Consider the following 18,987-nt stretch of genomic DNA (forward strand, 5'->3'; position numbering starts at 1 on the left):
CTGGGTTCATGTGCGCAGCCTCCTGGTCCGCGCCTTGAACAGCTGATCGGCCACCAGGCGCCGCAGTGCGGCAGCATCCTCGAATTGCAGCGTCACCGCGAACGGCACGATCGCCTGCGCCCAGGCCGGCATCCCGGCCGGTCCGCGCAACCGCGCCAGATCCTTTTCCGTCGTCACCAGCGCCAAAGCGTCACCTCTCGCATCGGCAACGAGCTGTTCGATCTCATCCTTCGCGAAGGCATGATGATCGGGGAACGCCGTGTTGCGCACGACGTCGATGCCGCTTGCGCGCAGCGTGTCGAAGAAGCGCGCGGGATCGCCGATGCCGGCGAAGGCGAGTACGCGCTGACCGCGCAACGCACTCAATGAGGCCTCATCGGGCCTCAGATGCGCCGACAACACCGGCTTGCCACGGGACGCGACATCTGCCGCGATCTTCTTCGCGCCACTCCCCTCGCCGACCACGATCAGCGCATCGGTGCGTTCCAGCTGCGGCGACAGGGGTGCGCGCAACGGTCCTGCCGGAATGACGCGGCCATTGCCGACGCCGCGCGTGCCGTCGATCACGATCAGGCAGGTGTCCTTGAGTACGGATGGATTCTGGAAGCCGTCATCCATCAGGATCACGCTTGCGTCCTGCGCGCGCGCCAGCGGCAGGCCCGCGGCACGGTCGCGCGAGACCACGACCGGCAAGGTCGCCGCCATCATCAGCGGCTCGTCGCCGACATCGGCCGCCGTGTGGTGGTCAAGATCGACCTTGACCGGCCCAGCAAGCCTGCCGCCATAGCCGCGGCTGAGCACCACCGGTCGCTCATCGAGCTCGCGCAGCAGTTTCGCCAGCGCCAGCACGGTCGGCGTCTTGCCGGCGCCGCCGACATGGTAATTGCCGACGCAGATCACGGGAATGCCGGCATCGACGCCGGAGCCCTGCATCCGCCGCGCGGCGACCGCGCCATAGAGCGCGGCAAGCGGCCTCAACAATTCCGATGTCCAAGACGATGGCCGGTGCCAGAAGGCCGGCTCACGCATTGGCGGCTCCCATCTCGAGCTGCAGCTGCAACAGATAAGGCTCGAGAGCGGTCACCGTGCGCTCCAGCGCACCACCGAGCTGTTCGACGACGCGCTCGGAGGCCGCAAGCGACGTATCGCGCGCCGCGGGATCGGCGAGGAACTGGCCGAGCTGCTTGACCAGCGCCTCCAGATCGTCGGTGCGCCACGCGCCGCCGGCACGATCGAGCGTGTCATAGACTTCGGTGAAATTGAAGACGTGCGGGCCGTGCACGATCGCAGCGCCGAGCTTGATCGCCTCGATCGGGTTCTGGCCGCCATGCGCGACCAGCGAGCCGCCCATGAACACGATCGGCGCGAGGCGATAGAACAGTCCGAGCTCGCCCATCGTGTCGGCGACATAGATATCTGTTGTCGCGACCGGCAGATCCTCGTGCGAGCGCAGCCCGGGGCGCAGGCCTGCTTCCGTCACCAGCCGCGCCACCGCCTCGCCGCGCGTGGCATGCCGTGGCACGATCACCGTGAGCAGCCCGGGGAAGAATCCGGCGAGCGATTTGTGCGCCTCGATCAGGAGCTCTTCCTCGCCGGGATGGGTGGACGCCGCAACCACGATCGCGCGGCCGCGCGTCACCGACATCAGCCGCTCCAGCTTGGCCGGATCGGCCGGCGGCGCCGCGACGTCGAGCTTGAGATTGCCGGTGACCATGACATTGGGGCTGCCGAGCGCGGCAAAGCGCTCGGCATCGGTCTTCGACTGCGCGAGACAGATGTCGAACCGTCCGAGCAGCGCCCCGATGGTGTTGGAGACCCGGCGCCAGCGCGGGAACGAGCGCTGCGACATCCGTCCGTTGATCAGCACCATCGGCAGCCGCCGCGCGGCGCTCGACAGGATCAGATTCGGCCACAGGTCGGACTCGATGAACAGCGCCAGCGACGGATGCCAATGATCGAGGAAGCGCGCGACATAGCGCGGCGAGTCATACGGCACGTATTGATGGATCACGTCGGGCGGAAAGCGCTTGGCGACGATCGCGGCCGAGGTCACCGTGCCCGAGGTGAGCAGGATGCGCAGGTTGAGCGCGCGCAGCCGCTCGATCAGCCCGACTGCCGCCAGCACCTCGCCGACGCTCGCGCCGTGAATCCACACCAGCGGTCCCTGCGGCCTGGTATCGGCGCTGACGCCGCGCCGCTCGCCGACGCGTTCGGGATCTTCCTTGCCGAGCTTGAGCCGCCGCCTGATCAGCGCAGGCGCGAGCGGCACCATCGCAGACGACAGCTTGCGGTAGACACGCAACGTCATCGGTAGCGAGCTAGCCAAGCGTTGCCTCCGGCCGCCCGACGGCTGCGTAGGCGCGCCGGGTCGCTTCGTTGAGAAGGTTCTCCACGTGCAGCCGAAGCTTTTCCATCGTCGCGGCATCGGCATCGGGCGGCACATAGACCGGCTCAATACCTACCACTGCGCCGCGCCCGAATGGCAAATTGATGGTCGTGGAATCCCAGTTTTTCAACCGGATGAATCGGCTGGTGACCATCGCAAAGGGGATGATCGGCCGGCCGGTTTCCCGCGCCAGCATGATGGCCCCGAGGCCTGCCACCCGCGCCCGCTTCGGCACGTCGGCCGTGGTGGCCATGTTGCAGCCGTCTTCCAGCGTCCGGACCATCTCCAGGAAGGCGCCGACGCCGCCCTTGCGATGGAACGCGCCGGAATGGTCGCCGGACCCCCTGATCGTGCCGATGCCGAGCCGCTCGACCGCCAGCGCGTTGAACTCACCGTCGCGGTGGCGGGAGATCAGGACCTTGGCGCGGTAGCTGTCCTTGGTCTTGATGAACGGCGTCATGAAGTGCTGGCCGTGCCAGAACACGAAGATCGCCGGCATCAGGGGTTCGACGATCCCGTATACGTCATGCGGCTGATAGATGAAGCGGTTGGTGTACCACACCAGCCGCAGATACTCGGCCGCAAGCACACCCAGCACGCGCTGCACGAAGCCGCTGCGCAGCAGATCGCGAAGAAGTCGTTTCAATGGGAGTGCTTTGTGTCCTGCTCGGGATCGAGCAACCGGTGGAGGTGAACAACGAAATAGCGCATCTGGGCGTTGTCCACGGTCGCTTGCGCCTTCGCCTTCCAGGCCGCATAGGCGGTCGCATAGTTCGGGTAAACGCCGACGATCTCGACTTCGTCCAGGTTCTTGAAGATGTTGTGCTCGAGATCGGTCAACTCGCCGCCGATCACGAGGTGAAGCAGCTGTGGCTGGGCATTGTCTGACATGATGGTTTTCCTAACGAGATGCCCGGCAAAGCAAATGAAGTCGTGGTCGTCACGAGTCTGGTCGTTACAGGTCTGGTCGTCACAGGTTTGTCGTAACAAGCCTGGTCGTCACAATCGGAAACGCGGTGCGGATCGGCGGGGCCTCACGGCAGTGGACGGTTGCGAAAATGCTCGACAATGCGGGCATGACGTTCGCGTCCTGCTGCCACCAGCACCCCATGCGTCACCTCCCGGCGATTGTACTCAATCGCATCCCCCGAGAGCGCGGTCATCCTACCACCCGCTTCCTGCACGATCAAATTCGCGGCGGCAAGATCCCAGTCGCGGCTTTGCCCGCCCGCAAAGGCGGCGTCAAGTCGACCTTGTGCTACGCGGCACAACCGCAGGGCCAGCGATCCGATCCGCGGAAACAGCGTGATCTCGTCCGATGTCGGGCTGAGCCGCTGCACCAGCGGTTTCGGTCCGGCCATGCGGGGAAAATCGAAATCGGTGCCCGCGGTCGCGTGCACGCCGCTGTCGTTCAGGGTGGCGCCCTGGCCGCGGGCGGCAAAGAAGAATTCCTCGGTCACCGGCGCATACACCGCCGCGAGCACCGGCGATGCATTTTCAACCAGCGCCACGCTGACGCACCAGTCCTCGCGGCCGGCGAGATAGGCGCGGGTGCCGTCGATCGGATCGACGATCCAGGTGAAGCGCCTGTCGAGCCGGGTCGCGTCGTCGGCGCTCTCCTCCGACAGCCAGCCGTAACCCGGCGTCGCCGAACGCAGCTGCTGCTCCAGGAGGTCGTTGACCGCGATGTCGGCCTCGGAGACCGGTGAGGACGCGCCCTTGATCCAGTTCTTCAATTCGGTGCGGAACAGCGACAATGCGAGCCGGCCCGCCTCCTGCACCGATCTGGTCAGCAAGGCGGCGTCGCGCGCCTTGGTCCAGTCGTCCGTATCAGCGTCCGCCAAGCGTCAGCCCCTCGATGCGCAGCGTTGGTGAATTGACGCCGTAGCGGAATTCCAGATCGTTGGCGGCAACCAGCGACTTGAACATCGGCAGCAGGTGTCCGGCGATGGTCACTTCGCTGACCGGATAGGTGATCTCGCCATTCTCGATCCAGAAGCCGGACGCGCCGCGGCTGTAATCGCCGGTCACGCCGTTGACGCCGGAGCCGATCAGGTCGGTGACATAGAAGCCCTGCTTGATGTCGGAGATCAGCTCCTTCGGCGTCACCGCACCCGGCTCGAGATGCAGATTATACGTTCCGGGCGACGGCGAGGACGACACGCCGCGATGCGCATGCCCGGTCGTGACCAGGCCGAGCTCGCGCGCGGTCGCGGAGTCCAGCACCCAGGTGGTCAGCACGCCTTCGTCGATCAGCGCGATCTTCCTCACCTTGACGCCCTCGGCGTCGAAGGTCTGCGAGCGCAGGCCGCGCACGCGCAAGGGATCGTCGATGATGCGGATATCCCTGGAGAACAGCTGCTCGCCGAGCTTGTCCTTCAGGAAGCTGGTCTTGCGCGCGATCGAGGCGCCATTGATGGCGCCGACGACATGGCCGACGATCGAGCCCGCAACCCGCGGATCGAACACCACAGGCACCTTGCAGGTCTCGACCTTGCGCGGATTTCCCCGCGCCACCGCGCGCTCGCCGGCCTTGCGGCCAACGGCCGTGGGTGAATCGAGATCGGACGCATGCGGCGCGCTGGTGAAATCATAGTCGCGCTCCATGCCGGTGCCCTCACCGGAAATCGCCGTCGTCGAGATGCCGTGGCTGGAACGAAGATAAGAACCGTGGAAGCCGGTCGACGTCACCAGCACCATGCCGCCGATCCCAGTCGAGGCCGACGCACCGCCGGACTTGGTGACGCCCTTGACCGCGAGTGCCGCGGCCTCCGCTTCGATGGCACGCTGCTCGAGCTCGGCCGTGGTTGGGACGGTGCGGTCGAGCAGATCGAGATCGGGGAAATCATGCGCATGGAGCGAGGGATCGGCCAGACCGACATATTTGTCGTCGGGCGCCACGCGCGCCATCGCGACCGCGCGCTCGGCGAGCTTTGCAACCCCGTCGCCGCTGACGTCGTTGGTCGACACCACCGCCTGGCGCTGGCCGACGAACACCCGAAGTCCGACATCATCGCCCTCGGAGCGCTCGGTTTCCTCGACGCGGCCGTCGCGGACTTCGACGCCTTGCGAGACGCCGCGCACCGCGATGGCGTCGGCCGCATCGGCGCCGGCGCGCTTTGCGGCTTCGACCAGACGCTGCGCGAGGTCGCTCAGGCCGGACTGGTCGAACAGATCGGAGGTATCGCCGTGTCGCGATGCAGATGGTGAAGAGTTCACGAACGAATTCCTGCGGATTGAGGGGGGCCCGGAACGAAGGCGACAGACCTAACCAGATGTGCCGGATTCACAGGGAATTCAAGCACTTTGCACCGGCGGGCAACAAAGATTTGAGTGATCGGCGCAAGGCTTCGTCAATCATGCGGGCCAACCTCTTGTCAATCATGGCGCCAGGTGAGGAGCGGTTAACCAGGCTTTTTAAGCCGAAACGGCCATCGCTCGGCTAGGCTCTCACACATCGACCGGGAACATAATCTCGGCGGGGAGACTAAGGCTTTGAGGCGTCAAACACCAACAAGCGGAATCAATTCCGCCGGGTCGAGCCGCGCACTGCGGCTCGACCCTCTTTCCCTTCCGCTCAGCTTCCACGCGCAGGATGCGCGCGCGGATGGCGGCACGCGGCAGGTCGAGCTTCACCGCGAACATGTCGTGCTGCGCCGTGCCGTTCTCGGCATGCGGATGGCGGTCAATGTTCGCGTCAGCGATTTCCTCGGCGTCGCGCTGCGCGGCATCGACGACGCGCAGATGCTGGTGCTGGTTCACCGCGATCCCGCGCTCACCATTCCGCTCGGCACCAGTTCGGATGCCGAAGAGATCAGCTCCGCCTGGCAGATGTGGAGCGACATCTTCCATCTCCCGCAACTGACCGAACCGGCGCCGCGCCAGCCTGCCCCGCGCCGCCGCCGCCGCAACGCAATCCGCGCCCGCCGCCCGAAATTCCTGGTCCGCCGCCGCGCCGGCGTCAGCCTCAACGGCACCAGCGTGCATCGCGACGAGCGCGAGATCATCGCGCGGAATTGAGTTCGTTATAGTCAAGGCTCCCTCCATCGCCGTCGTCCTGGCGAAAGCCAGGACCCATAACCACCGCATTCGGTGATGAACGGGATCGCCGCCCCAGCGTCGCGCAACAATTGAGATTTGGGGTAATGGGTCCTGGCTTTCGCCAGGACGACGATGAGGGTGGGTCGCGATTCAAGTTGTCACACCACGCGGTGTCATCACCCGCGCAGGCGGGTGATCCAGTATTCCAGAGACGGCAGTGATTGAGCCGAGAGGCCGCGGCGTACTGGATCGCCCGGTCGAGCCGGGCGATGACAGCTCAGAATGAGGACGCAGCTTCGCATTCTCTCGCGACCTAAGCCGCGCGCAGCACCGCATCGACGACCAGGCTCGCGAACAGGATGAAGCCGGCGTCGCGGTTGGATTTGAAGATGCGCAGGCAGAGCGCGGGATCGCTGGTGTCGAGCCGGCGGACCTGCCAGGCGAGATGCAGCGCGAATGCCGCAAGGCCGATCCAGGCCGGCCAGCGCGCGCCCGCAAGCGCGAATGCCGCGCCGATCAGCAGCACGGCGAGACCGTAGAAAATCACCAGCGCGCGATGGGTGCGTGCGCCGAACAGGCGCGCGGTGGATTTGACGCCGATCAGCGCATCATCCTCGGCGTCCTGATGCGCGTAGATGGTGTCGTAGGCGATCACCCAGGCGATCGATCCGGCGTAGAGCGCGATCGCGGCCGCATCGATGCGCTCCAAGGTCACCGCAAAGCCCATCAGGGCGCCGTAGGAAAAGGCGAGGCCGAGCACGACCTGCGGCCACCAGGTGATCCGCTTCATGAACGGGTAGATCGCGACGATCACGAGCGAGGCGATGCCGGTCATGATCGCGAAGCGGTTGAACTGCAGCAGCACGGCAAGCCCGATCAGCGCCTGCAGGACCATGAAGACCACAGCCTGCGTCACCGTGACCTGCCCGGCCGGGATCGGCCGCGACCGCGTGCGCTCGACCTTGGCGTCGAGATCGCGATCGGTGATGTCGTTCCAGGTGCAGCCCGCGCCGCGCATCACGAACGCGCCGATGAAGAACAGCAGCACGACGAGCGGGAGCGAGCGAACATCGTGCGCGACGCCGGCGGCGAGCGCCGCCGACCACCAGCACGGCATCAACAACAGCCAGGAGCCGATCGGCCGGTCATAGCGTGCAAGCCGCAGATAGGGCCGCGACCAGACCGGCGCATGGGTGTCCACCCAGTTGCCTGTGGAGTCGGCAACGCGGGCGGAGACATCGCTCATGAATGCGTGATCATTGGCTGGTCAATCATCGGCGCCCAATCATCGGGTCAGGACGTTGCCGTTCAAGGTGTCGAAGGTGCTGCCGCCCTTCTTGGTCGGCGTCGCTTCCGGCAGCGAGGCGGACGAGCCGAGCACGTCGCTCAGCGACGGCCCCGCAGGCCCGCGCGGCTGCGCCGCCGCCTGCTCCGCGACGTTGCAGACCTTCTTCAGCAGCGCCTCGGTATTCTTGTGGCCGTTCTTGAGCTGATCGGAGATCTGCGGCGGGATCCCGCACTTCGACGCGTTGGTGTCAACGTATTTGATCATCTTGATTTCGGCCTGGCTGTAATTGCCGATCAGCTTGCAGGCCTCCTGGGGGCTGGCGTGCCGGTCGCTCGCCGCCTTGATCGCCTTGCCGCGCCGCTCGGTCTCCTCGCGCAGCGGGACGAAATCCTTCATGCAGGCGTCACCGGCGGCGCCGCCACCGGCGCCGGGCGGGGGCGGCGGAGACGACAGACCGCCGCCGGCGATGGGAGCCGCACCACTGCTCGGAAATGGCGACGGCGCGCCGCCGACCCTGGCCGCGGGCGCGCCGTTGACCGGCGGAAACGCAGGATCCGGAGCGGTGCTCGCCCGGCTTGGGCGCGCGCCGTTCACCGGCGGGAACGCGGGGTCCGACGCGGTGCCAGCCTGGCCTTGATTGGGCAGCGGCGCCGGAAAGGCGCTCTGGGCCGCGGCGTGCCCCGCAGACAGGGCGGTCGCGGCAACGGTCAGCACGATCAGTCGGCGGATCATCGAGGGTGTTTCTCCGGCAAAAGGTCCAGGCAACCCCAGCGCAACAAAACGAAGCAACGAAATTTGGGGGCGTTTTACGATTCCTGTGAGCCCTTAACAACCCGTGGATTTGGGCGACAGCGCGGCGTAGGGCCACACCGGCCACATTAAATTGTTCCCCGATTTGAAGCCTTTAGGCCGCGAACGGCGGTAAAACCGGGCCATCGAGTGTGCCTGAACACGATTTTTGGTCATGCCTCGGTTTGAATTTGCGGCCCCACACCGTCCGAACAACAAAAGGGGCCGCGTGCAAGCGACCCCCCCCCCCCCGGACTTCAAAAATGACTTGGTGACAGAAGCAATATATCGACACCACTGTAGTAGTTGGCCGGAGCGTTCCTGACGAGTCCGAGGGACTACGGTGTCGCGAGGCTTGGTTAACTTCCCCCGCCCCCCGCCGCATTGAAGCGACCTTGGCGCTGGCGCCCGATGTCAGTCATGGAATCTGACGATCCCTCCGATCGCAAATCAGCAGCAGTGGGCGATACTTGGCAGCACCTTTGGACTAGAACGCGGCTCAGGAACCTAGGACATGCCTGAACTCGATTTTCGCAGCCCCCGCCTGTTTGTCGATGCCGCGCTCGGTGCCGGCGCGATCGTCTCGCTCGAACGCGACCAGAGCAACTATCTCGGCAACGTGCTTCGGCTTGCCGCCGGCGACACCGTGCTGGTGTTCAACGGGCGTGATGGCGAATGGCGCGCGGAGATTTCCGGCCGCAAGCGGGCCGACACGCTGACGATCGCGGCGCAGACCCGCCCGCAGGACCGCCTGCCCGACGTCGCTTGCGTGTTCGCGCCGCTGAAACATGCGCGGCTCGACTACATGGTGCAGAAGGCGGTCGAGATGGGCGCGGCACGGCTGGTGCCGGTGCTGACGCGCTTCACCCAGGTATCGCGGGTCAATGGCGAGCGGATGCGCGCCAATGTGGTCGAAGCCGCCGAGCAATGCGGCATCATCTCGCTTGCCGAGGTGGCCGATCCCCTCCCGCTCGAACGTTTCCTGGCGGGGCGCGATTCGGCGCGGCTTCTGGTGTTCTGCGACGAGGCGGCCGAAGTGGCAAACCCGGTGCAGGCGTTGCAGGCGGCGACCGCCGCAAACGGCGGGATCGACGTGCTGATCGGCCCCGAGGGCGGCTTTGCCGAGGAAGAGCGCGCGCTGCTGCTGCGCCAGCCCAACATCCTCCGTCTCGCGCTTGGGCCGCGCATCCTGCGCGCCGACACCGCCGCCGTCGCCGCGCTGGCGCTGGTGCAGGCGGCGCTGGGGGATTGGGGAGGTCGTGATGGACGCATCGGCGGAAGGGTTCCCTCCCCCCTTGCGGGGGAGGGTTAGGGAGAGGGGTGCCGCTTGCTCCGCCGCGTGACGGTTCGCGCGGATTCACACTTGCGACGTTCGCGTTGCAAGAGCCGGATTGCTCGGACCTTGTAGAAATCTCGACCTTTGGAGCCCGGGGCTTACCCCTCTCCCCAACCCTCCCCCGCAAGGGGGGAGGGAGCCTGAGAGGCGTGCTCACATCACTCGCAATTCGGCGTGCCCGGCCCCTAGCCAAGCCGTCGCAAAATCGTTAACGAACCCAATCATTAAGCCACTTGGCTGATCCCTGTCGAAACCCTGATGCGGCCATGCTAAGGGCTCCGCCAACACCACCCATGGAACCCCCTCCGGAACGCGATTTCGGAGCGAATTGGACGTCGAGATGAGCGAAGCTGCCGCACCACGACCCGCCGCCGGATCCGCCCCAGGAGCGGCTTCTGGTTCGGCCTTTTGGGCGGATGCGCTGCTGGCCTCGTTCGCGCAGGCCGGTTATCTCAGGTCCGAACCCGCGATCCTGCAGCCGGCCGAGCCGTTCCTCGACCTGTCCGGCGAGGACATCCGCAAAAGTCTGTATCTGACGACCGACCCGAGCGGCGAGGAACTCTGCCTGCGTCCGGATCTCACGATCCCGGTGGCGCGCGACTACCTCGCCTCGCTCCGCGCCGGCCAGCCGGCCGGCTTCAGCTATCTCGGCCCGGTGTTCCGCTATCGCGACGGCCAGCCGAGCCAGTTCCTGCAGGCCGGCATCGAATCCTTCGGGCGGCAGGACCGCGCCGCGGCCGACGCCGAGATGCTGGCGCTGGCGCTGGAGGCAACCACGGCCTTCGGGTTGACCGATGTCGAGATCCGCACCGGCGACGTCGCGCTGTTCAACGCGCTGATCGATGCGCTCGAGCTCTATCCGGTGTGGCGGCGCCGGCTGATCAAGGACTTCAACCGCAAGGTTTCGCTGACCGACGACATCGAGCAGCTGACATTGGCGACCGCGCCGGGCCGCAACGAATATGAGGGCGTGCTCGCGGCCCTCGCCGGCTCCGACCGCAAGGCGGCGCTGGCGCTGGTCACCGATCTGATGTCGATCGCCGGCACCACCAATGTCGGCGGCCGCACCGTTGCCGAGATCGCCGACCGCTTCCTCGAGCAATCGACGCTGAAGGGCGGCGCGCTGCCGCGCGATGCGCTCGCCACCATCAAGCGCTTCCTCGCGATATCGGGCGATCCCGACGACGCAATCGCGCAGCTGCGCGCGCTCGCCGCCGACGCCAGGCTCGACCTTGCCGCGGCGATCGACCAGTTCGAAAGCCGGGTCGGCTTCATGGCGGCGCGCGGCATCGACATAAGGAAGACGCGGTTCGCGACCGCGTTCGGCCGCGGCCTCGACTATTACACCGGCTTCGAGTTCGAGCTGCACGCCAAGGGCAACGGCGCCGAGCCGCTGGTCGCGGGCGGCCGCTATGACGGGCTGATGTCGCAGCTCGGCTCGGCGAGCCCGATCCCCGCGGTCGGCTTCTCGGTCTGGATCGAGGCGATGACCCGGCATGGCAAGGCCGGCGCCACGGGAGGCGCCCAATGAGCACGCCGTTCGTCGTCGCCGTTCCCTCCAAGGGACGCTTGCAGGAAAACGCGGAAAGCTTCTTCGCCCGCGCCGGGCTGACCCTGTCGAAGGCCGGCGGCGCGCGCGACTATCGCGGCACCATCGCGGGTGTCGACAATGTCGAGATCGCCTATCTGTCGGCCAGCGAGATCGCGGCCAACCTGGCGCGCGGCTCGGTGCATCTCGGCGTCACCGGCGAGGATCTGGTGCGCGAGAGCATTCCCGATGCCGACAAGCGCGTGCTGATGATCGAGGGCCTCGGCTTCGGCTATGCCAATGTCGTGGTCGCGGTGCCGCAGGCCTGGATCGACGTCCGCACCATGGCCGACCTCGACGACGTCGCCTCGGGCTTCCGCGAGCAGCACAATCACCGCATGCGGGTTGCGACCAAATACATCAACCTGACGCGCGGCTTCTTTGCCAAGCACGGCGTCGGGGACTACCGCATCGTGGAGAGCGCCGGCGCCACCGAGGGCGCGCCCGCGGCCGGCACCGCCGAGCTGATCGTCGACATCACGACCACGGGCGCAACGCTCGCCGCCAACGGGCTCAAGGTGCTCGACGACGGCGTGATGCTGCGCAGCCAGGCCAACCTCGTCGCCTCCCGCGATGCCGACTGGTCGACCGGCGCCCGCGAGACCGCGCGCGTCATCCTCGACCACATCGCCGCCCGCGCCCGCGCCAGCAAATACCGCGAGGTGCGTACTCGCTTCGCCGGCTGCAACGACGCGCTGCTGTCCGAGGCGCATACCCGCTTCGGCGTGGTCGCCCCGTTCGGCAGCCCGACCTCGTCGGGCATGCTGACGCTGCACTGCCCACCGGGCAAGCTTTACGCGCTCGGCAGCTTCCTGCGCGAGCACGGCGCCGAAACCGTGTCGGTGGTGTCGCTGGACTACGTGTTCGACCGCGAGAACCCGCTGTTCGCCAAACTCGAGGCGTTCCTGCGACAATGAGCAGGCGGGGCCGTTCATGTTGGCGACAGCCGGCCGTCGGTACCATATTGTGTTCATGATCTCTCGTTGTGACGTGTTTTCTTTCACGCGAACCGGAACCCGATTTCGGTGGAAAACGCTCTAGTTCTGGAACCTGACCGATGATGCTGGGCTCTGACGTTTCCAGCCTGACCACAACCGCCAAGACCGCCGCCGCGCAGGGTCTGTCCATCGTCGTGCCTGTCTACAACGAGGCCGCCGGGCTTGTGGCGCTGCACCAACGGCTGATCGACCTCGCCAGCTCACTGCGCGCCCGCTACGGCCTTAACTGCGAAGTGGTCTATGTCGACGACGGCAGCGCGGACAACACGCTGGCGATCGCGCGCGGCCTGCCCGCCGACGGGCTCGACCTGCAGGTGGTGTCGCTGTCGCGCAATTTCGGCAAGGAGGCAGCGCTGATGGCCGGCCTCGACCACGCCCGCCGCGGTGCGGTGCTGTTCATGGATGGCGACGGCCAGCATCCGCCGACCCTGGTCGAGCAACTGGTCGCGCACTGGATCGATGACGGCTACGACGTGGTCTACACGGCGAAGGCGCATCGCGACAATGAATCGGCGTTGCGGCGGCTTTCCGTGCGCGGCTTCTACGCGCTGATCAACTGGGGCGCGCGGCAGAAGATTCCCGAGGATGCCGGCGACTTCCGCCTGCTGTCACCGCGCGCGGCGCTGGCGCTGCGGCAATTGCCGGAGCGCAACCGCTTCTTCAAGGGCCTCGCGAGCTGGATCGGCTTCAAGCAGATCCGCGTCGACTACGAGCCGGCACCGCGCGCGCATGGCGTCACCACCTTCAATGCCGGCCGGCTGATCGGCCTGTCGATCGAGGGCCTGACCTCGTTCTCGGTGGCGCCGCTGCGCTTCGCCAGCCTGCTCGGCGCGCTGCTCGCAGGCGCGGCGTTCCTGTTCGGCCTCTCGATCCTGTGGGAAGTGCTGACCACCGGCAAGCAGGTCCCCGGCTATCCGTCGCTGATGATCGGCGTGATGACGATCGGCGGCGTGCAGCTGATCATGATCGGCATCGTCGGCGAATATATCGGCAAGATCCTCTCCGAATTGAAGGCACGGCCGATCTACTTCGTCGCCGAGCATACCGAGAAGCACGCCGACGGCGGCGCGGCGCAGAGCGCCACCGAGCGGACCGCGGCCGAATGAGCGAAGTTTCGCCGCGCCGGATCTGGCTGTGTGCTGACGATTATGGCTTGAGCGATGGCGTCAACCGCGCGATCCGCGACCTGATCGAGCGCGGCCGCCTCAATGCGACGTCGGTGATGATGGTGACGCCGGCGATCGGCCGCGAGGCGGCGGCCGCGCTGCAGGCTTCGGTGGCGAAAAGCCCGCGCTGCGCGATCGGGCTGCATGTGACGCTGACGGCACCGTTCCGGCCGCTGACGATGCATTTCCGTCCGCTCGACGGCGACATGTTCCTGCCCTTCCCAAGGCTGTTGCGCGCCGGATTGATGCACCGGCTCGACGCCGATCTGGTCCATGCCGAGGTGCTGGCGCAGCTCGACGCCTTCCACGAACTGTTCGGCCGTGCACCCGATTTCGTCGACGGCCACCAGCACGCGCAGCTGTTCCCGCAGGTGCGCGACGGCTTCCTGCGCGCCGTGAAGGAACGCGCGCCAGACGCCTGGGTGCGGCAGTGCGGACGCGAAGGACCCCTCGCACGTCAGCTGGCGGCGCCGAAGGCTTTGGTGCTGAACGTGCTCAGCACGCAATTCCGGATCAAGGCCCAGCGATCGGGCCTGCATTTCAACCCGGCCTTCGCCGGCGCCTATGATTTTACGCGCGGCAGCGAATTCGCGGGCCTGATGCAGGGCTTTCTCGACGGCCTGCCGGAGGACGGGCTCGTGATGTGCCATCCCGGTTTCGTCGATGAAACCCTGAAGAACCTCGACCCGCTGACGACGCAGCGCGAGACCGAACACGCCTATCTCGCAAGCGAGGATTTCCCCGCGCTGCTGGCCCTGAATAAAGTTACACTCGGCTGACCCTTGTTTTGACGCGTTTTCTTCACGCGAACCGGGATCCACCCCGCATCAAGTGCGGGGCAGGCTTCGCTCGAAAACGCTTTGGGTTCACGAAAAGCCGCCGGTCGTATTGTCGCATACAGAAATTTAATTCTGGCCCCCACTCCTTGCGCCACAAAGCCCGTCCTACATCAGCCGCGCGCCGATTCGATCGACGCGATGGAGAACGCCATGACACCGCAAGAACGCCAACTGATTGACGATCTCTTCGACCGGCTCGCCAAGCTGGAGAATGCCCCGCGCGACAGCGAGGCCATGTCCGCGATCATGGCCGGCCTGCGCAGCGCGCCGAATGCGGTCTACGCACTGGTGCAGACCGCATTGGTGCAGGACGAAGCGCTGAAGCGCGCCCATGACCGGATCCAGGAGCTCGAGGCCGCGGTCGGCCAGCAGCAGGGAGCACAGCAGCAGGGCGGCGGCTTCCTCGATTCGATGCGCGATGCGATCTTCGGACAGGGCCAGCAGCAGCCGCACGGCTCGGTGCCGCCGGTGCGCCCGCCGGATGTTGGCGGCAGCCGCCCGGTCTGGAACTCGGGCCAGGCGATGCAGCAGGCCGGCGGCTACGGCCAGCCGCCGCAGCAATACGGCCAGCCCCAATACGGCCAACCCTACGGCGGCCAGCAGCCCCCGCCCTTCGGCGGCGGCGCGCCCGGTGGCGGCGGCGGCTCGTTCCTCGGCACTGCGGCAGCGGCCGCGGCCGGCGTGGTCGGCGGCGGGCTGCTGCTCTCCAGCATCCGCGGCATGATGGGTGGCGGCAGCCATCAATCGCTGGCCGACGCGGGTGGCTTGGGCGGTTCACGCCCCTGGGGCGGCGACCAGTCGTCGAGCAACCTTGCCCGTGACGCCGGGATCAACGATGTCAGTTCGTCCGGCCGCGACAGTGATTCCGGCTCGCGCGCCGGCGCGTTCGACCAGGCCCAGGCCGACCGGGACAGTGACGATGATCAAGACGCCGACGACTTCGACGACAACGGCGGCGACGACAACAGCGATTACGCGTAAACGCGATCGCTGAAACGACAACGGCCGCTCCAATCGAGCGGCCGTTTTGGTTTGATCAATCAGTAGCCCGGATGCAGCGCAGCGCAATCCGGGGCAACTCTATCCGCGGTGAAGCCCGTCCCGGATTTCGCTTCGCTGCATCCGGGCTACATAGACTCCATCCGGGCTAAAATCTTACATCACGACGACCTTGGCGCCGACATTGACGCGGCCGTAGAGGTCGATGACGTCCTCGTTGCGCATCCGGATGCAGCCGGACGAGACGTTGGTGCCGATCGTCCAGGGTTCGTTGGAGCCGTGGATGCGGTAGAGCGAGGAGCCGAGATACATCGCGCGGGCGCCGAGCGGATTCTCCGGGCCGCCTTCCATGTGCCGCGGCAGATCGGGACGGCGCGCCAGCATTTCCGGCGGCGGCGTCCAGGCCGGCCATTCCTTCTTCGCCGAGATCGTCTTAACGCCGGCCCAGGTGAAGCCGGGCCGTCCGACGCCGATGCCGTAGCGCAGCGCGCGGCCGTCACCCTGCACCAGATAGAGGAACTTGTTCGGCGTATCGACGACGATGGTGCCGGCGCCTTCCTTGCCGCTGTAATCAACCAGCTGCTTTTCATATCTGTGATCGAACGGACGCTGCGTCGGATCGCCCGCAGCTTCTTCCTGCTGGCGGATCATCTGCTGCTGCGGATCCATCGGCGGCAGCCCCTGGCGGTTGCCGTAATAGGCCGGCTGCTGCTGATACATCGGCTGCGGTGAATAACCCTGGGACGACGGCGCATCGCCGAACAGGAATTCGATGAAGCCGCCGCCCATGTTGGAGCGCTGCGGCTGCACGTAGGCGGTGCGCATCGGCGGCTGCGGTGCGCCCTGGTTGGCGTAGATCACGGTGGGCTCGGGCTGAGCCGACGCGTCGATCGCCATGGCATGATGGGGAACAGCAATAAGCGAAGAAGCGCCGGCGAGCAGCGCAAGCGTGGTTTTCCTGAACATCGACGTACTCTGTACTGGTTTCGTCGTGACGTATGACGTGGACGGAGCGCCATGCGCCGTTGCACGTGGTCAATAAGCAATGAAAACCGCATCGGTTTGGTAAACGGATCGGCCGTTTCGATTCACCACGTCGGCATTGCAGCGCGGTTTTGCCGGACAGCGTTTATTTTGCGTGAATGCCGCGGCGACATGGTTAATCGCCGGTATCGCGGCGATTCGCGCCATCGGCGCAAACTGTTCCCGCGTGAACCTGACGTTAAATCACCTCTCGCTAGAACGGACTGCAGTGAAGGGGCGGGAATGAAATCATGTCAGTGAAGCGGAAGCGTTTTCGTGTTGAGCAGGCCATGGGCGAAGTCGTGATGCCGGAGCCGGAAGTTGCCGGCGGCGCCGAACTCGGTCCGATGCATCGGGAGATCATGGCCGAGCTTCGCTCGATCCGGGCCCAGATGGCCGCAGCACCCGCGCAGCGCACCGGCGACAGCGTCGATGCCGCCGTCGCCCGCGAAGTCGCCGAGACGCACGCGCTGCTCGAGACCTACCGCGCGCAGGTCGAACAGTGCGAGAAGCTCAAGGTCGAGCTCGACCTGATCCACGACGCCATCAGCCGCACCAAGCGCGAGATCGCCGTGCTGCACGGCAAGAGCTTCAATGGCGAGGAGATGGCCAAGGTCAATGGCGAGCTCGGCGCCGTGGTCGGCGGCACCGAACAGGCCACCCAGCAGATCCTCGAAGCCGTCGAAGCGATCGACCAGGCCGCGACCGCGCTCGCCAACAACGTCACGCCCGACCAGCAGAAGCGGCTCAGCGAAGATATTCAGGAGCGCGTGGTCTCGATCTTCGAGGCCTGCAACTTCCAGGACCTCACCGGCCAGCGCATCAGCAAGGTGATGCAGACGATGAAGTTCATCGAACAGCACATCAACGAGATGATGAACATCTGGGGCGGCGTCGACGCGATCAAGACCCACGTCCCGCCGATCGTCGACACCCGCGAGGGCGATGCCCGCCTGCTCAACGGCCCGAAGCTCGACGGCGACGCCGGCCACGCCTCGCAGGACGACATCGACGCGATGTTCAACTGAGATTTGTCGGATCAAGACGAAAGCGGCGGCCTCAGGGGCCGGCGTTTTTGTTTATGACCCTGACCACTGGCACCCCTTCCCTTCTCCCCTTGTGGGAGAAGGTGGCATAGGCGGCCTTTGGCCGCCGTCTTCTAGAAGGACGCCGATGCCTTGGCATCGGCTACGGCGCCGGATGAGGGGTTGTCACCGCGTGTTCCGACGAGAGTAGGACTCGCGGAGAGAGACCCCTCACCCGGATTGCATCTGGCGATGCAATCCGACCTCTCCCACAAGGGGAGAGGTGCACCGCGTATGCGGCACTAGATCAGCAGATAGCTCGAAGTCCCGCCGTCACGCCCGCGGCGCGCAGCGGACGTAGACCATGTTGCCGTAGCGGGTGGCAGCGTCCTTGTCGACGAAGCGGGTGATCAAGACCCGGCCGTCGAACGAGATGATCTCGCGATCCTGCTCGCCGGGCACAGGTCCGGGCGGGCCGATATAGTTCTTGCCGCTCGGGGAACCCTTCAGCCGCAGTTCCTGCGGGGTGGCCTGGTCGGCCAGATGCATGATGACACCGCCGTTCTGGCCGGCGCCGATCACGTAAGGCTGCTTGCACTGGCCGCGTGCGGCGGCCTCGGTGCGGGCGCGGTCGGCGGGATTCTGGAACGAGGCGAGGCCCCAGCGGCCGACGATCTCGTCGGGGCGGATGCTCGCCGGCATCTCCGGGGCCACGCCCGGTTCGACGTGCCCCGGCTCGGGGTTCGACGACAACGACGGCAGGCTCATGCTGCCGCACGCCCCCAAAAGTGTCGTCAGCGCCGAGACAGCCGCGAACCGTGCGACCAATCGCGCGTTGAGTGACCTGATCATATGCATCCCCCGAACTATCTCCCGGCCGCACCCGTCATGCAGCCAAGCGTAAAACTTAAGGCGGAGCAATGACGTCTGACAAAATTACGTCATCGCTACGATTTGGTTTCCGGTCCACCATCCTATATTGGCCTCACCAAGGCCTTAACCCGTTTGCTTGACAGAAACTGCGCCAAGCCATATTTCCCGGCGCACAATTAGCACTCTTGCACCACGATTGCTAAATGCGCCGGGCGTCCTGCCTGGCGCCGACCGGACCGGCATTCAACGCCGGTCTCGATGAACCGGACCTGAAACCGAGCCTCCAAGAGGGAACGTCATGGCTAAATCCACCTTCCGCCCACTGCATGACCGCGTCGTGGTCAAGCGTATCGATGCCGAGGAGAAGTCCAAGGGCGGCATCATCATTCCGGACTCGGCCAAGGAAAAGCCGTCCCAGGGCGAGATCGTCGCCGTCGGCCCGGGTGGCCGCGACGAGGCCGGCAAGCTGATCCCGATCGACCTCAAGGTCGGCGATCGCGTGCTGTTCGGCAAGTGGTCGGGCACCGAGGTCAAGCTCGACAACCAGGAGCTCCTGATCATGAAGGAGTCCGACATCATGGGCGTGCTGGCGTAAGGCCACGACCAATTCGAGAAACGCGGCGCTCGCTCCGCTGT

At 66.0% G+C, this 18,987-nt stretch carries 19 protein-coding genes; 9 read left to right on the plus strand and 10 right to left on the minus strand.

Annotation, left to right across the window (positions count from 1 at the left end; all coding sequences use genetic code 11):
* Positions 1 to 6 precede the first annotated feature (6 nt).
* The 6 genes from lpxK to AAFG07_RS35625 form a co-directional block, all read right to left on the minus strand.
* A complete protein-coding gene (lpxK, locus tag AAFG07_RS35600; protein ID WP_342724322.1) occupies positions 7 to 1,029 on the minus strand; it encodes a tetraacyldisaccharide 4'-kinase in 1,023 nt (340 codons plus the stop codon).
* A complete protein-coding gene (locus AAFG07_RS35605) occupies positions 1,022 to 2,326 on the minus strand; it encodes a 3-deoxy-D-manno-octulosonic acid transferase (RefSeq protein WP_342724323.1) in 1,305 nt (434 codons plus the stop codon). The genes lpxK and AAFG07_RS35605 overlap by 8 nt, the downstream gene beginning before the upstream one ends.
* The gene (locus AAFG07_RS35610) at positions 2,319 to 3,032 is read right to left on the minus strand and encodes a lysophospholipid acyltransferase family protein (protein ID WP_342724324.1); all 714 of its coding nucleotides are present in this window, start codon (positions 3,030 to 3,032) and stop codon (positions 2,319 to 2,321) included. The genes AAFG07_RS35605 and AAFG07_RS35610 overlap by 8 nt, the downstream gene beginning before the upstream one ends.
* Positions 3,029 to 3,277: a DUF4170 domain-containing protein gene (locus tag AAFG07_RS35615; protein WP_342724325.1), complete on the minus strand. Its 249-nt coding sequence runs from the start codon at positions 3,275 to 3,277 to the stop codon at positions 3,029 to 3,031. Before AAFG07_RS35615 ends, AAFG07_RS35610 begins: the two co-directional genes overlap by 4 nt.
* A 143-nt stretch (positions 3,278 to 3,420) precedes the next feature.
* On the minus strand, positions 3,421 to 4,230 hold the full coding sequence (locus tag AAFG07_RS35620; RefSeq protein WP_342724326.1) for a 3'(2'),5'-bisphosphate nucleotidase CysQ: 810 nt from the start codon (positions 4,228 to 4,230) through the stop codon (positions 3,421 to 3,423).
* On the minus strand, positions 4,217 to 5,605 hold the full coding sequence (locus tag AAFG07_RS35625; RefSeq protein ID WP_342724327.1) for a TldD/PmbA family protein: 1,389 nt from the start codon (positions 5,603 to 5,605) through the stop codon (positions 4,217 to 4,219). Before AAFG07_RS35625 ends, AAFG07_RS35620 begins: the two co-directional genes overlap by 14 nt.
* Positions 5,606 to 5,881: 276 nt before the next feature.
* Between AAFG07_RS35625 and AAFG07_RS35630 the strand changes: the two genes are divergently transcribed.
* Positions 5,882 to 6,406 (plus strand): DUF6101 family protein, encoded by a 525-nt coding sequence (locus AAFG07_RS35630; protein ID WP_342724328.1) that lies wholly within the window; start codon positions 5,882 to 5,884, stop codon positions 6,404 to 6,406.
* A 334-nt stretch (positions 6,407 to 6,740) separates the two neighbouring features.
* Here the strand turns inward: AAFG07_RS35630 and ubiA are convergent, their stop codons facing one another.
* On the minus strand, positions 6,741 to 7,673 hold the full coding sequence (gene ubiA / locus AAFG07_RS35635) for a 4-hydroxybenzoate octaprenyltransferase (RefSeq protein ID WP_342724329.1): 933 nt from the start codon (positions 7,671 to 7,673) through the stop codon (positions 6,741 to 6,743).
* Positions 7,674 to 7,712: 39 nt separating this feature from the next.
* The gene (locus AAFG07_RS35640; protein ID WP_342724330.1) at positions 7,713 to 8,447 is read right to left on the minus strand and encodes a hypothetical protein; all 735 of its coding nucleotides are present in this window, start codon (positions 8,445 to 8,447) and stop codon (positions 7,713 to 7,715) included.
* A 571-nt stretch (positions 8,448 to 9,018) separates the two neighbouring features.
* On the opposite strand from AAFG07_RS35640, the gene AAFG07_RS35645 reads away from it, so the two are divergent.
* The 6 genes from AAFG07_RS35645 to AAFG07_RS35670 all read left to right on the plus strand — a co-directional run bounded on the left by AAFG07_RS35645 (position 9,019) and on the right by AAFG07_RS35670 (position 15,412).
* Positions 9,019 to 9,816 carry a 16S rRNA (uracil(1498)-N(3))-methyltransferase gene (locus AAFG07_RS35645; protein ID WP_342724331.1) on the plus strand — a complete coding sequence of 266 codons (798 nt, stop codon included), beginning with the start codon at positions 9,019 to 9,021 and terminating at the stop codon, positions 9,814 to 9,816.
* A gap of 364 nt (positions 9,817 to 10,180) precedes the next feature.
* Positions 10,181 to 11,371 (plus strand): ATP phosphoribosyltransferase regulatory subunit, encoded by a 1,191-nt coding sequence (locus AAFG07_RS35650; protein WP_342724332.1) that lies wholly within the window; start codon positions 10,181 to 10,183, stop codon positions 11,369 to 11,371.
* On the plus strand, positions 11,368 to 12,345 hold the full coding sequence (gene hisG / locus AAFG07_RS35655; protein WP_092124061.1) for an ATP phosphoribosyltransferase: 978 nt from the start codon (positions 11,368 to 11,370) through the stop codon (positions 12,343 to 12,345). Before AAFG07_RS35650 ends, hisG begins: the two co-directional genes overlap by 4 nt.
* A gap of 140 nt (positions 12,346 to 12,485) precedes the next feature.
* Complete coding sequence (locus AAFG07_RS35660; protein WP_342724333.1) at positions 12,486 to 13,532, plus strand: glycosyltransferase family 2 protein; 1,047 nt, start codon at positions 12,486 to 12,488, stop codon at positions 13,530 to 13,532.
* Entirely contained in the window at positions 13,529 to 14,371 is an 843-nt protein-coding gene (locus tag AAFG07_RS35665; protein ID WP_342724334.1) for a ChbG/HpnK family deacetylase, read from the plus strand. Before AAFG07_RS35660 ends, AAFG07_RS35665 begins: the two co-directional genes overlap by 4 nt.
* 210 nt (positions 14,372 to 14,581) lie before the next feature.
* Positions 14,582 to 15,412, plus strand: coding sequence for a DUF2076 domain-containing protein (locus AAFG07_RS35670; protein WP_342724335.1), 831 nt, complete (start codon positions 14,582 to 14,584; stop codon positions 15,410 to 15,412).
* A 174-nt stretch (positions 15,413 to 15,586) separates the two neighbouring features.
* Here the strand turns inward: AAFG07_RS35670 and AAFG07_RS35675 are convergent, their stop codons facing one another.
* Positions 15,587 to 16,396, minus strand: a complete 810-nt coding sequence (locus tag AAFG07_RS35675) for a L,D-transpeptidase family protein (RefSeq protein WP_342724336.1) — start codon at positions 16,394 to 16,396, stop codon at positions 15,587 to 15,589.
* Between the two features lie 308 nt (positions 16,397 to 16,704).
* Between AAFG07_RS35675 and AAFG07_RS35680 the strand changes: the two genes are divergently transcribed.
* A complete protein-coding gene (locus AAFG07_RS35680) occupies positions 16,705 to 17,481 on the plus strand; it encodes a protein phosphatase CheZ (protein WP_342724337.1) in 777 nt (258 codons plus the stop codon).
* A gap of 330 nt (positions 17,482 to 17,811) precedes the next feature.
* Here AAFG07_RS35680 and AAFG07_RS35685 read toward each other — a convergent pair whose 3' ends face one another.
* Positions 17,812 to 18,330, minus strand: a complete 519-nt coding sequence (locus tag AAFG07_RS35685) for a hypothetical protein (RefSeq protein WP_342724338.1) — start codon at positions 18,328 to 18,330, stop codon at positions 17,812 to 17,814.
* A 319-nt stretch (positions 18,331 to 18,649) separates the two neighbouring features.
* On the opposite strand from AAFG07_RS35685, the gene AAFG07_RS35690 reads away from it, so the two are divergent.
* On the plus strand, positions 18,650 to 18,946 hold the full coding sequence (locus tag AAFG07_RS35690; protein ID WP_018269780.1) for a co-chaperone GroES: 297 nt from the start codon (positions 18,650 to 18,652) through the stop codon (positions 18,944 to 18,946).
* Positions 18,947 to 18,987: the final 41 nt, after the last annotated feature.

The organism is Bradyrhizobium sp. B097 (genome assembly GCF_038957035.1).
GTDB lineage: Bacteria > Pseudomonadota > Alphaproteobacteria > Rhizobiales > Xanthobacteraceae > Bradyrhizobium.